The following is a 13353-nucleotide window of genomic DNA, read 5'->3' as shown; positions in this document are numbered from 1 at the left end:
CTCTACGGGCACGCCGGCGATGCCGGCGCGTGGCAGCCACGCGGGCCACCGCCGGATTCGCTAGGCTAGCCGCTGGCCTGTCTCGGTTCACCGCATGCGCATCATCAGCTTCAACGCCAACGGCATCCGCTCCGCCGCCAACAAGGGTTTTTTCCACTGGCTCGACGCGCAGAAGGCCGACGTGGTCTGCCTGCAGGAGACCAAGTCGCAGGAGGACCAGCTCTCCGATCCGCGCTTCCGCCCCGACGGCCACCACTGCTTCTACCGCGACGCGAGCACCAAGAAGGGCTACAGCGGCGTGGCGATCTATGCCAGGCGCGAGCCGGACGAAGTGCGCACCGCGCTGGGCCGGCCGGACTTCGACGAGGAGGGCCGCTACATCGAGGCCCGCTTCGGCAACCTGAGCGTGGTCTCGTTCTACATCCCGTCCGGCTCGTCGGGCGAGCTGCGCCAGGGCTACAAGTTTCAGGTGATGGAATGGCTCAAGCCGATCCTCGACCAGTGGCTGGCCAGCGGCCGCGACTACGTGCTGTGCGGCGACTGGAACATCGTCCGCTCGCGCCTGGACATCCGGAACTGGACGTCCAACCAGAAGAATTCCGGCTGCCTGCCGCCGGAGCGCGACTGGCTCAACGGCCTGTGCGCCGACCAGGCCGGCGAGGCCGATGCGAAGCAGGGCCGGGGCTGGGTCGACGCCTACCGCGTGCTGCATCCGGAAGGGCAGGACTACACCTGGTGGAGCAACCGCGGCGCGGCGCGCGCCAACAACGTCGGATGGCGGATCGACTACCAGTTCGTCACCCCGTCGCTGCGTGATCGGCTGCGCGCCTGCTCGATCTACCGCGACGAGCGCTTCTCCGACCACGCGCCGTTCACCGTCGACTACGCGGACGGCGGCAAGTGAGCGCGGGCGTCCCGGAGCCGACGCGGGCGAGCCCGGCGCCGCCGACGAAGCCGGCGTACAAGGGCTGGACCGGCATCCGCCGTGCGTTCGGAACGCCCTCGGCGCTGACGATGGCGGTCCTGGGTTTCGGCTGCGGGTTGCCGTTCCTGCCGATCGCCTCGATGACGCTGTCCACGCGCCTGCGCGATTCGGGCCTGGAACTGCACGACATCGGCCTGATCAGCCTGGCCAGCTTCTTCTACCTGTTCAAGTTCCTGTGGGCGCCATTGCTGGACCGCTACGTGTTCAGGCCGCTCGGATTCCTCGGCCGCCGCCGTTCGTGGCTGGTCGGGGCGCAGCTGGGCGTGGGCCTGGGCCTGGCGGCGCTGGCGTTCACCCGCCCGGAACTGGGGGTGGCCCCGCTGGTGGGCTGGGTGCTGTTCTGCTCCTTCGCCGGCGCCACCCAGGATTCGGTGGTCGATGCCTACCGCATCGAGATCGCGCCCGCCGACGCGCAGGCGGCGCTGGCGGCGACCTACACCCTGGGCTACCGCATCGGCCTGATCCTGGGCGGCGCCGGTGCGCTCTACCTGGCCGACTTCGCCGGCTGGAAGGTGGCATACCTGGGCATGGCCGCGCTGATGGCGTTGCCGCTGCTGGCGACCCTGCTCAGCCGCGAGCCGGCCACCCCGGAGCTGAGCGTGCAGCGCCGGATCGATTTCATCGGCGCGTTCTGGCAGCCGTTCGCCAGCTTCTTCCGCAACAACGGCGTGACCTTCGGCATCGCCCTGCTGCTGTTCGTGGGGCTGTTCAAGTTCCCCGACCAGGTGATCGGGGTGATGGCCGGGCCGTTCTACCTGGATTCGGGCTATACGAAGGCCGACATCGCCACGGTGTCGAAGCTGTACGGGATCTGGGCCGGCATCGGCGGCGCGTTCCTGGGCGGGGTGTGCGTGGCCGCGTTCGGCTTCCGGCGGATGCTGCTGGTGGCGGCGCTGGGCGTGGCGCTGTCGAACCTGGCCTTCCTGCTGATGGCGCAGTATCCGTCGCAGATCTGGGCGTTCTACGCGGCGATCACCGCCGACAACGTCGCCCAGGGGTTCGCCGGGACCACCCTCGTGGCGTTCATGTCGTCGCTGACCGACCGCAACTTCACCGCCACCCAGTTCGCGCTGATGGTGTCCCTGGCCAACCTGCCCGGCAAGTTCGCCGGCGGGCTGTCCGGCTACCTGGTCGAGGCCAGCTCCTACGCCACCTTCTTCACCCTCAGCGCCATGACCGTGGTGCCGACCCTGCTGCTGCTGGCGTGGCTGTGGCCGCGCATCCGCGAGGCCGCGCCGGCCCCGGCATCCGGATGAACAGGGCGGCCGGCGCCGGCTCCAGCCCGCGTTGGATTCGTGGCAGTCTTGGCGGGCAAGGGGCCGAACAGGGGGCTGCATGACCGACCTGCTGCTGCGCGACATCGATCCGATCCTGGCCGACCGCATCCGCCGGGTGTCGGTGGCGCGCGGCTGGACCCAGCACGAGACCATCCTGCGGCTGCTCGAGCAGGGGCTGTTCGCCTCCGAGCACGAAGTCCGGGGCGGCTTCGAGGAGAGCGAGGTCGACGCCCTCGCGGAGGCCATCGCCGCGCTCAAGGAAGTGCCGGCCGGCAAGGGCTTCTGACGCCGCCGCCATGGCCGGTTTGCGGTTGCGCGCGTTGCAGGCCGACATCACCACCCTGGCGGTGGATGCGATCGTCAACGCGGCCAACGCGTCGCTGCTGGGCGGCGGCGGGGTGGACGGCGCGATCCATCGGGCCGCCGGTCCGCAACTGCTCCGAGCCTGCCGGACGCTGGGTGGATGCCCGGCCGGGCAGGCGCGGATCACGCCCGGCTTCCGCCTGCCGGCGCGTCATGTGATCCACGCCGTCGGCCCGGTCTGGCGCGGCGGCGGCGATGGCGAGCCGGAGCTGCTCGCCGGCTGCTACCGCAACAGCCTGGCGCTGGCCGAGGAAGCCGGCTGCACGAGCGTGGCGTTTCCTTCGATCAGCACCGGCGTGTACGGCTATCCGGCCGACCTGGCCGCGCCGCTGGCGGTGGACACGGTCGCCGCATTCGCGGCACGGCGGGTACGCGAGGTGGTGTTCTGCTGCTTTTCGACCAACGACCTCGACCGATACCGGGCCCTGCTCCCGTAGAGCGGGGCTCGCCCCGCTGCTTTTGCCAGCCGTCGTGCGCTCGAAGCCTGATGTCGCAGAAAACGACGCGTAGGCGCAGCGGGGCAGCGCCATGCCGTCACGTAGCCGCCGCCTTACGGCCGGGGCAGCGCCTCGTCGCGGAACACCGCCACGTGCGGCACGCCGTCGGCGCCGATCCAGCCGCGGTACATGCCCTCGGTGTTGAACGGGAACGCGACGCTGCCGTCGGCGCCCAGCGCGATCGCGCCGCCGTCGCCGCCGGCCGCGGGAACGTCGCGGTTGATCACGCCGTCGGCGGCGCGGGCCAGCGGCTGCCCGGCCAGGCGCACGCGCGCGCAGATCTCGTGCGCGGCGGCGGCGCGTATGTAGAACTCGCCCCAGCCGGTACCCGATACCGCGCAGCGCGCATCGGCCCAGGTGCCGGCGCCGATGATCGGCGAATCGCCGACGCGGCCGTAGCGCTTGTTGGTCATGCCGCCGGTGGAGGTGCCGGCGGCCAGCTTGCCTTGCGCATCCAGCGCCAGCGCGCCGACCGTGCCGAAGTAGGCCTTGCCCGGCAGTTCCAGCGGCGTGTTCGACGCCTGCGCCTTGGCTTCCGCGGCCAGCGCGTGCTGCAGCTGCTGCCAGCGCTTCTCGGTGCGGAAGTACGACGGGTCGACCAGTTCGACGCCCTGTTCGGCCGCGAACGCCTCGGCGCCGTCGCCCACCATCATCACGTGCTTCGAATGCTCCATCACCGCACGCGCCAGCACGATCGGGTTGCGCACCCGGTGCACGCCGGCGATCGCGCCGGCGCGGCCGCTGGCGCCGTCCATGATCGAGGCATCCAGTTCGTTGCGGCCGTCGTGGGTGAACACCGCGCCGCGGGCGGCGTTGAACTGCGGCGCGTCCTCCAGCACCCGGATGGCCGCGGCCACCGCGTCCAGCGCCGGCTTGCCGGCCTCGAGCTGCGCGTGGCCGGCGCGCAGCGCCGCCTCCAGCGCCCTGCGCGCGTCGGCCTCCTCCGCCGCCGACAGTCCGGCGCGCTCCACGCCGGCACCGCCGTGGATCACCAGCAGCGGCGCATCCAGGGCGACCAGCACGCCGTCGCGCACTGCGTAGCGGCGCTGGGCGGCCGGACGGTCCACCCTGCCCGAAGGCAGGTGCAGCAGCGAATCGACGCCTGCGACCACCGTGTCCACCCGTGCCAGCTGCATCGGCTCGTCTTCGGCCTGCTTCTGCGCGAAGCCGCCCCTGACCACGGTCGCGCCAGCCCCCGGCGCGGTCGCGTACACGCGGGCCCGGCCGTCGCCTTCCACCGCCACTGCCGCGTCCTCGTCCACGCCCAGCCCGATCAGCGGCCTGTCCGCCAGCGCCTCGCCCTTGGCGACGAAGGCGACCAGCCGTCCGAGGCGGCCGCGTTCGCTGAAATGGGTATCGGTGATGACGCCTTCGAGCGCGTCCAGGTGCAGGAAGCCGGTCTCGATGGTGTTGCCGTCGCCGAGCGGATCGGCCAGCGCCGCCGGAGAGGTCTGGCTGCCACCGTCCATTGCGCCGTAGAAATACTCGCCCTGCACCGCCAGGCCGGCGCTGGTGCCGCCCAGCGGCTTGCCGGCGCGCACATGCGCGTCCAGCGCCGCGGCCACCGGCGTGCCGCGCCAGTAGCGGACGTAGCGCGACTGGTCGCCGCCGGCCAGGAAGATGCCGTCGGCGCGCTTGAGCGCGGCCAGCACGGCCGGGTCGTACGCGGACTCGCGATCCTTGAACACGAACGTCTCCACCGAGGCGATGCCGCCGACCTCGTTGAAGAACTCCTCCCCGATCTCGCCACCCTGCGAAGCGCGCAGTACCACGATATGGCCATTGCCGGCCTTGCGCATGAACCAGCGCATCGCGTCGAAGTTGCGGTCGCCGCCGCCCATCAGCAGCAAGCCGGGCTCGACTTTGCCGGGGGTGCGGGCCGCAGTGTCGCCGAGCAGGTAGTGGCCCAGGTCGGCCGCCGCCACCGGCAGGGCCAGCAGCAGGCCCACCAACACCGCACCCGCCATCTTCCGCACACCGACACGACGCATCGACATTCCACCGCTCCCGGGATCCGGCGCCGCGGCAGGACGCCGTGGGCCACCACCAGCCTAGACGAACCGGCGGCCGCATTCCCCCATCGAGGCGCCCATCGACGGCCACGCGCTGGGCTAGAGTGCGACCATGTCCACTGAACTAGACGACTGGTTCGTCCGCGAGGTCCTGGTCCACGAGCGGGTGCTGATGCAGTACCTGCAGCGCTGCTGGCCGCACCGCGACGAGCTGCACGACCTGCGCCAGGAGGTCTATGCCCGCGTCTACGAGGCGGCGGGGCGCAGCCGCCCGACCGCGCCACGAGCCTTCGTGTTCACCACCGCCCGCCACCTGATGACCGACCGGCTGCGTCGCAGCCGGGTCGTGTCCATCGAGCCGGTGGGTGATTTCGAATCCTCGAACGTCTACCTGATCGACGAGGTGTCGCCCGAACGCTGGACCGGCACCCGCCAGGCGCTGCGACGGCTGGTCGAGGCCCTGGATGCGCTGCCCGAGCGCTGCCGCCAGGTCGTATGGCTGCGCCGGGTGGAGGAACTGTCGCAGAACGACGTCGCCCAGCGCCTGGGCATCAGCGGAAGGACCGTGGAAAAACACCTGGCCAAGGGCATGCGCTTGATCGCCGACCACCTCTACGGTGGCGGCGCCTCGGTGCCCGCCCGGCGGGTGCCGCGGACCGGAGCGGACGGGGATACGGGACATGGCCGACAGCAGGAGGATTGAGCACGTCGCCGCGGCCTGGCTGGCGCGCCGCGATGCCGGGCCATGGACCGACCAGGACCAGCAGGCGCTGGATGCCTGGCGGGACCAGGACACCGCGCACCGGGTGGCGCTGCTGCGGCTGGAGTCGGCCTGGCACCAGGCCGGGCGGTTGCAGGCGCTGGCCGCCGGGCTGCCCGAAGGCCAGGTGCCGCCGCGCCACCAGTGGTCGGACTGGGTTGCGTCCGGCGCGCGCGAGCCGGCGGCGTCGAACGGGGGTGCGATCCCCCATGCGCCGGACCTGAGTGCCGTGGCTTTCGCACCGCGCCGTGCAGCCACCCGCTCCACCGGTTGGCGGCGAGGCCTCGCCGCCACCGTGGTCGTGGCCCTGACCGCTGGACTGGGCTGGGGCGGCTGGCAGCTGGGCGGCCGCCACCAGGCCAGCCATGCCAGCGCGCTGGGCGAAGTGCGCGAGCTCGTGTTGGCCGACGGCAGCCACGCCACCCTGAGCAGCGACAGCCGGCTGGAAGTGCGCTTCGACCGCGGCGAGCGCCATGTCGCGCTGCTGCGCGGCGAAGCCTTCTTCGATGTCGCGCCCGACAAGGGCCGGCCGTTCGTGGTCGAGGCCGATGGCCACCGCGTTGTGGCGGTGGGCACGCATTACGCGGTGCGCCGGGATGCGGGCACCCTGCGGGTGGTGGTGACCGAAGGCAGGGTCAGGCTCGAGGCCAACCCCGGCCGCGACGGCCGCGCCGCGCCGGCGGCGCTGCTGCCGGCCGGCAGCTTGGCCACGGTCGGGCCGACCGGCGTGCTGGTGCGCTCGGTGCCGCTGGCGCAGGCGCAGCGCTACCTGGAATGGCGCGACGGCTTCCTGGCCTTCGATGATGTGCCGCTGGCGCAGGCGGCCGACGAGTTCAATCGCTTCAACGTCCGCCGGCTGGTGCTGGCCGATCCGGAGGTGGCCGGCGTGCGCATCGGCGGCAACTTCCGCTGGTCCAACCTGGACGGCTTCGTCGGCCTGCTCGAACAGGGATTCCCGGTCCGGGCCGAGCGCCATCCGGACCGGATCGTGCTGCATTCGCGCTGACCGCTCGCGGCCATGGGGGCATCGGCCGCGTCGTTCGTCCATAGCTCGAAAGAGTGCCGTTCCGGCACCGGGGAGAGAAAGATGCGTCATCCGTCGCGTGTCCTGCTGTTGAGCCTGGCCTGCACGACCGCGCTGGCGGCGCAGGCGGGCAATGCCTCCGGTCCGATCAACGTCCCGCCCGGCGACCTGGCCGCCGCGCTCAACACCCTGGCCCGCCAGTCCGACACCCAGCTGGTCTACCGCGCCGACGAGCTGAAGGGGCGCCGCACTGCCGGCGTCCAGGGCGCGGCCTCGACCGACCAGGCGCTGCAGCAGCTGCTCCACGGCAGCGGTTTCGACGCGCGGCGCGACCAGGCCACCGGCGCAGTGCTGGTCGCGCGGGCCGACGTCGCCCCGCGCCGGCCAGTGGCGCCGGCACCGGCCGCGCAGGATCTCGATGCCGGAAGCCCGGCGGCGGCGCAGGAAGAGGAGGTCACCGAGATCGAAGCGGTCCAGGTCACCGGGTCGCGCATTCCCCGCGCGCAGATCGAAGGCCCGGCGCCGATCAGCGTGATCACCGCCGAGGAGATCCGCGCCAACGGCTTCACGTCGGTGCCGGACATCCTGCGCGGCATGACCCAGAACAGCGGCGAGACCCAGAGCCAGCAGTCGGCCAGCGGCGCGGATTTCTCGCCCGGCGCGCAGCAGGTCGACCTGCGCGGACTGGGTCCCAACCATACCCTGGTCCTGGTCAACGGCCGGCGCATCGCCGACTTCCCGATGCCGTTCAAGGGCCGCAGCAACTTCACCGACATCTCCGGCATCCCGATCGGGATGATCGAGCGGGTCGAGGTGCTGACCGGCAGCGCCTCGGCGATCTACGGCTCGGACGCGATCTCCGGCGTGGTGAACTTCATCCTCAAGAAGAGCGTGGATGGCGTGCTGGTCGACATGCGCATCGGCACGACCAGCGATGGTGGCGGCGAATCCTTCAACGGCACCGTCGTCGACGGCTTCGAGCGCGGCCGCTTCAGCGGCCTGTTCGGCGTGGAGCTGCAATCGCAGACGCCGCTGTGGGCATACGAGCGCAGCATCCAGGATTCGACCCTGGACGCCCCCACCGCCAGCTCCCGGGCCGCACGCCGCGCCTGGCTGCGGACCGACTGGTGGGACTACTACATCGACCCCGGCCAGGCGGCATGCGACGCGCTGGCCGGGCAGAACCAGGGCAGCACCTACTACGCCTCGCGCCCCGGCTGGGGCTACGACGACGACCTCGGGGAAGAGGTCGATGGCTACTACTGCGGCAGCGACAAGTCGATCGGCTACGGCACGATCCTGAGCGAGCGCCGCGGCATCAACGGCTATGCCTCGCTGTCGTATGCCTTCGACAACGGCAGCGAATGGTTCGCCGACGTGCAGGTCGGCTACCACAACGTCGAGCTGTTCCGCGACGTGAGCTCGTGGAGCTACATGGCGCCGGACGGCAACGAGGAGGGCTATTTCTACAACGACGCCACCGGCCAGGTCGAATACTGGCAGCGGCAGTTCTCGCCGGAGGAAATGGGCGGGCTCGACCGCGGCATGGTCGAGACCACGCAGGAGACCTTCGGTGCGACCACGGGCTTCAAGGGCACGTTCGCCGCCGACTGGGACTACGAGGCGTCGCTGAGCTGGTCGCAGTACCGGGCAGAGATCAGCTGGCCGCAGATCGTGGCGGCTGCCGCCAACGCGCTGTTCCTGGGTCCGCAGCTGGGCGTGGACGACGACGGCTTCCCGATCTTCAACGCCGACCCGGCGCGCCTGTACACGCCGCTGACCCGCGACGAGTACGACAGCATCGCCGCGCGCTCGGTCTACCGGCCGAAGTCGGAAACCGGCACCGCGGCGCTTACCGTCAGCAAGGCCGACCTCTTCGTCCTGCCCGGCGGTGACGCGGGCTTCGCCGGCACGGTCGAGTTCGGCCACCAGGCCTATGAACTCAATCCCGATCCATTGGCCACCCAGTACTACTACTACAGCTGGAAGGACTCGGACGGCCATGGCAGCCGCAACCGCTGGGCCACCGCCGGCGAGCTGCGCATGCCGGTGCTCGAGAGCCTGAACTGGAGCCTGGCTGCGCGTTACGACCAGTACCGCTACTCGGGCAACTCGATCGGCAAGCCTACCTGGAGCACCGGCCTGGAATGGCGGCCGCTCGACAGCCTGCTCGTGCGCGGTTCGTACGGCACCGCGTTCCGCGCCCCCGACCTGCACTACGTGTACGCCGGCACAGGCAACGACGAAACCTCCGGGAACGACTACTACTACTGCCTGCTCGACGATGCCGACGACTGCTCCGACTACGAGGAAGGCCTGATCCGCACCCGCGAGGGCAACCGCGAACTGGACGCCGAAACCAGCACGTCCTGGACCGCCGGCTTCGTCTGGTCGCCCCTGGAGGGCCTGGACCTGTCGGCCGACTGGTTCGACATCGACATGCGCGACCAGGTGCAGGACATGAGCGTCGACGCGATCCTGCGCGACGAAGCGGCATGCCGCCTGGGCGAACTGGACATCGCCTCGCCGACCTGCGTGGACGCGATCGCGCGGGTGACCCGCACCGCCAACGACTCGCTCTACGGCATCTACGTCAATCCGATCAACGTCGCCCGCGAGACCACCAGCGGTATCGACGTCGTGGCGCGGTACCGCTTCGACACCCCGGTCGGGCGCTGGACCCTGAGCTTCAACCACACCTGGGTCAACGAGCACGAGTTCCAGCAGTTTCCGGGCGACCCGGTCGAGGACGAGTTCGCGGTCAACAGCGGCTTCGACATCCCGCGGACCAAGAGCAACGCCAGCATCGGCTGGGAGAACGGCACCTGGTCGGCCACGCTGTACGGCCAGCGCCTGGGCAAGCTGCCCAACGGCTGGTCGTACGACCAGGTGTGGGAGGAGGGCGATCCGGGTCCGTACATCGCCGCGACCTACCGCTACAACGCATCGATGGCCTACCGCTTCAACGAGCGCTCGCGCCTGGCGCTGGCCGTGACCAACCTGGCCAACAAGATGCCGCCGAAGGATCCGACCTATACGGCGTATCCATACTACGACATCTCCTGGTTCGATTCGGTCGGCCGTACGATCAACCTGCAGTTCACCCACCAGTTCGGCGGCAGCGCGCAGTAGGACCCAGGTCGCGGCGCCGCCGATCCCGGCGGCGACCGCGAATGGCGGGGCGGCCACGGCCGCACCGGGTGGTTGCGGCGGTGGCGCCGTCGTCATGGCGAGGCACGGCCACGGCGCCGCCGCGTTTGGGTCGTGCTACTCGTCATGCCATCGCTTCCCGGAACGCTTCACCGCGTTGCCGCCTTGCGTGGCGCTCCGTCGCATCGCCGCTTCCTTAGAGCGGGCTCGCTCCGGCTGCCTCATGTGGCGGGCAAGAGCAGCGGGACAAGCCCCGCTCTACGCGAGCAGGGTGCGCGGGTTTCGCGCCGGGTGCCCGCTCAGGCCGGATGCACCACGCCGAGCACGCGCGGTCCACGCGCGCCGGTCACCGCGGCCAGGTTGCCCGGCCGCCCGGCGAGCGTTTCGCGCGCCAGCCAGGCGAACGCCATCGCCTCGACGAAGTCCGGATCCAGCCCGTGGACATCGGTGGACTCGATGCGCGCGCCCGGCAGGTGCGCGGCGATGCGCGCCAGCAGCCGGGGATTGCGCACGCCGCCGCCGCAGGCGATCACCCGCGCGGTACCCGGCTGGTGCGCATCCAGCGCGCGGGCGACCGTTACCGCGCTTAGCTCCAGCAGGGTTGCCTGCACGTCGGCCGGCGACTCGCCGCCGAGCAGCCGCCGGTCGACCCAGTCCAGGTGGAACTGTTCGCGGCCGGTGCTCTTGGGCGGCGGCAGCGCGAACCAGGCCTCGTCGAGCAGCCGTTCCAGCAGTCCGCCGTCGACCTGGCCGCTGGCGGCGAACGCGCCGTCGGCATCGAACGGCTGGCCGGTGTGGCGCAGGCACCAGGCGTCGAGCAGCGCGTTGGCCGGGCCGGTGTCGAAGCCGCGCACGTCGCCCTGCCTCGGCAGCAGGGTGTAGTTGCCGATCCCGCCGAGGTTGAGCACGGCCCGATCCTCGTCTGCCGAATGCAACAGCGCGGCGTGGAAGGCCGGTACCAGCGGTGCGCCGTGGCCACCGGCGGCGACATCGCGGCGGCGGAAGTCGGCCACGGTGGCGATCCCGGTGCGCTCGGCGATCACGTTGCCGTCGCCGACCTGCATGGTGAACGGCGCGTCGCCGTGCGGGCGGTGGCGCAGGGTCTGCCCGTGCGAACCGATCGCCGCGACGCGCGCGGCCGCCACGCCGGCTTCGTCGAGCAGGGCCAGCGCCGCATCGGCAAACGCGCCGGCGACCTGCACGTCGAGCCGCCCCAGTTCGTCCAGCGAGGTCAGCTCGCCGCCCTGGCCGAGCGCGACCAGGCGCTCGCGCAGCGCCGGCGCCCAGGCGTGGGTACGCGCCGCGCGCAGCCGCAGGCCGGCCGTGCCGGTGCGATCGGGGAATTCGACCAGCGCGGCGTCGATGCCGTCGGCGCTGGTGCCGGAGATCAGGCCAAGGAAGAGGTGCGACATGCGCGAAGCGTAGCCGGAACGCGCCGCGGCGGCGATGGAGGGTTGGCGGGAAGGGGGGGCGGGTCGGCGGTGCACCATCCGCAGGGTCCGGCTTGCCGGCGCACGGGCGGCGGGATCAGCATTGCGCAGGGGCGGTGCGTCGGTGGCGTCGCCTATGCCGATGGCGTCGCGTCGCCGCTGGATCGGCTCCTACGCAAACGGGCGCGTCGGCTTTGCCTGCAGGAGCCCATTCATGGGCGACCCGAGGGGTTCAAACGGCGTCGCCTGTGCCGTCGCCATCGCGTGCGGGCACCCCCGGCCCATGCAACGACACGCGCTTCGCGTCGCCTGCAACGGCGCGCGCCGGCCGGTAATCAGCCGCGCTTGTTCTTCTTCTGCTTGGCCTGGTCGGCGTGGGCGAACATCAGCTGTTCCATCGATTCCATCCGCGCCAGGGTCGGGGCGGTCGCCGCCTTGAACGCAGCCAGGTCGGCGCCCTTGAGCGGCTCCGGCGGCGGCATGGTCACCGACAGCGGGTTGCGGTGCACGCCGTTGACTCGGAATTCGTAGTGCAGGTGCGGGCCGGTGGCCAGGCCGGTGGAGCCGACGTAACCGATCACCGTGCCCTGCGCGACCTGCTGCCCCTTGCGCACCTTGCCGAAGCGCGACATGTGCGCGTACAGCGTGGTGTGGCCGCGGCCGTGGTCGAGGATCACGACGTTGCCGTAGCCGCGCTGGGTGCCGACGAACTGCACCCGCGCATCGCCGGCGGCCATGATCGGGGTACCGGTGCCGGCGGCGTAGTCCACGCCCTTGTGCATGCGCATCTTGCCCAGCACCGGGTGCCGGCGCGCGCCGAACTTGGAGGACAGCCGCGCGTACGGGATCGGCATGCGGATGAAGCTCTTCTTCAGCGGCCGGCCGTCTGCGGTGAAGTACTCGGCCTTGCCGTTGCGCTCGAAGCGGAAGCCGGTATAGGTCTTGCCGTCGGTGGAGAAGGTCGCGGCGAGGATCCGGCCGGTGCCGATCCGCTCGCCCTCGCGCCAGGTCTCCTCGACCACCGCGCTGAAGCGGTCGCCCGGCTGCACGTCCTTGAAGTCGATGTCGTACTTGAAGATGTCGTCGGTCATGACCGCGATGGCGGCGGGGCTCAGCCCGGCCTTGCGACCGGCCGCGTACAGCGAGTGGTCGATCTCGGCGCTGGTCACCGCCAGGCGGGTGGTGGTGGCGCGCTCGAGCACCTTCTCGTGGATCTTCTCGCCGCGCAGGTCCAGCTCGACGCGCTGGGTCGGGCTGCGGTCGAAGCGGAACCCGCGCAGGTCGCCGTGCTCGTCCAGTTCGAACGCCAGCTCGGCGCCGGGGCGCAGGCGCACGAGCGCATCGCGGTTGGCGGGGTTGTCGAGGATGCGGTGCATGGTCGCCGCGGGCACGCCCATCCGGTCGAATACGCCGCCGAGGGTCTGGCCACGCTCGACCTGGACCACGTCCCACAGCCGCCCGGCGCCCTCGCCGGGCGCACGCACGGTCAGCGGCGGCAGTTGCAGCGGCAGGGTCGCGTGCAGCTGCGAGGCCGGCTGCAGCTGCGAGGAGAATCCGGGGACGATCGTGGCCAGCAGTGCGCCGAGGGTCGCGAACAGGCTGGCGTGCAGCCAGTGGCGGCGGGTCCAGCGGGTGTTGAAGGCGGCGGGGAAGCGCTCCTTCAGCTTGCGGTGCAGGTGTCGGTGGTGAAGGATGCCGAGGCGGTCGTGGAACTGCTGCTTGCGGACGCGGCCGTGATCGGTCAGGGACATCGCTTAACTTCCTTCACGGGACCCCGGGGTGCGGCCCATTCCGCCGGTACCTTAAACACCTGAAACTAGTGCGTCAAACCATTGAAGAAGCTGAACTTTTCGCT

The 13353-nt window shown here is 71.1% G+C and carries 10 protein-coding genes and 1 pseudogene; 7 read left to right on the top strand and 4 right to left on the bottom strand.

From position 1 onward, the window contains the following. The first annotated feature begins 94 nt into the window (after window positions 1–94). The 4 genes from ABKA19_RS00985 (at window position 95) to ABKA19_RS00970 (ending at window position 3062) form a co-directional block, all read left to right on the top strand. Window positions 95–904, top strand: coding sequence for an exodeoxyribonuclease III (locus ABKA19_RS00985; RefSeq protein WP_353687251.1), 810 nt, complete (start codon window positions 95–97; stop codon window positions 902–904). Beyond that, entirely contained in the window at window positions 901–2241 is a 1341-nt protein-coding gene (locus ABKA19_RS00980) for an AmpG family muropeptide MFS transporter (RefSeq protein WP_353687250.1), read from the top strand. Before ABKA19_RS00985 ends, ABKA19_RS00980 begins: the two co-directional genes overlap by 4 nt. Before the next feature lie 79 nt (window positions 2242–2320). Then, on the top strand, window positions 2321–2548 hold the full coding sequence (locus ABKA19_RS00975) for a hypothetical protein (RefSeq protein ID WP_162378361.1): 228 nt from the start codon (window positions 2321–2323) through the stop codon (window positions 2546–2548). A gap of 19 nt (window positions 2549–2567) precedes the next feature. Next, entirely contained in the window at window positions 2568–3062 is a 495-nt protein-coding gene (locus ABKA19_RS00970) for an O-acetyl-ADP-ribose deacetylase (protein WP_502945709.1), read from the top strand. A 113-nt stretch (window positions 3063–3175) separates the two neighbouring features. Here ABKA19_RS00970 and ABKA19_RS00965 read toward each other — a convergent pair whose 3' ends face one another. Both ABKA19_RS00965 and ABKA19_RS00960 read right to left on the bottom strand, forming a co-directional pair. Then, entirely contained in the window at window positions 3176–4156 is a 981-nt protein-coding gene (locus ABKA19_RS00965; RefSeq protein WP_353688012.1) for an isoaspartyl peptidase/L-asparaginase family protein, read from the bottom strand. A gap of 204 nt (window positions 4157–4360) precedes the next feature. Beyond that, window positions 4361–4921: pseudogene (locus tag ABKA19_RS00960) on the bottom strand (cyanophycinase); the annotation flags it as partial. A gap of 325 nt (window positions 4922–5246) precedes the next feature. Here ABKA19_RS00960 and ABKA19_RS00955 point away from each other — a divergent pair. From ABKA19_RS00955 to ABKA19_RS00945, 3 genes are all read left to right on the top strand, one after another. After that, window positions 5247–5837: an RNA polymerase sigma factor gene (locus ABKA19_RS00955; RefSeq protein WP_353687248.1), complete on the top strand. Its 591-nt coding sequence runs from the start codon at window positions 5247–5249 to the stop codon at window positions 5835–5837. Beyond that, the gene (locus ABKA19_RS00950; protein WP_353687247.1) at window positions 5815–6900 is read left to right on the top strand and encodes a FecR family protein; all 1086 of its coding nucleotides are present in this window, start codon (window positions 5815–5817) and stop codon (window positions 6898–6900) included. The genes ABKA19_RS00955 and ABKA19_RS00950 overlap by 23 nt, the downstream gene beginning before the upstream one ends. A gap of 81 nt (window positions 6901–6981) precedes the next feature. Beyond that, window positions 6982–10050, top strand: a complete 3069-nt coding sequence (locus ABKA19_RS00945; protein WP_353687246.1) for a TonB-dependent receptor domain-containing protein — start codon at window positions 6982–6984, stop codon at window positions 10048–10050. Window positions 10051–10367: 317 nt separating this feature from the next. Here ABKA19_RS00945 and ABKA19_RS00940 read toward each other — a convergent pair whose 3' ends face one another. Both ABKA19_RS00940 and ABKA19_RS00935 read right to left on the bottom strand, forming a co-directional pair. After that, entirely contained in the window at window positions 10368–11480 is a 1113-nt protein-coding gene (locus ABKA19_RS00940) for an anhydro-N-acetylmuramic acid kinase (protein ID WP_353687245.1), read from the bottom strand. 353 nt (window positions 11481–11833) lie between these two features. Then, a complete protein-coding gene (locus ABKA19_RS00935) occupies window positions 11834–13249 on the bottom strand; it encodes a peptidoglycan DD-metalloendopeptidase family protein (protein ID WP_353687244.1) in 1416 nt (471 codons plus the stop codon). Window positions 13250–13353: the final 104 nt, after the last annotated feature.

The sequence above is a fragment of the Pseudoxanthomonas sp. Soil82 genome, from assembly GCF_040446535.1.
GTDB classification, from domain to species: Bacteria; Pseudomonadota; Gammaproteobacteria; order Xanthomonadales; family Xanthomonadaceae; genus Pseudoxanthomonas; species Pseudoxanthomonas kaohsiungensis.
Note: the sequence above shows the minus strand (reverse complement) of the source record. Positions and strands in the feature narration are given on the sequence as shown.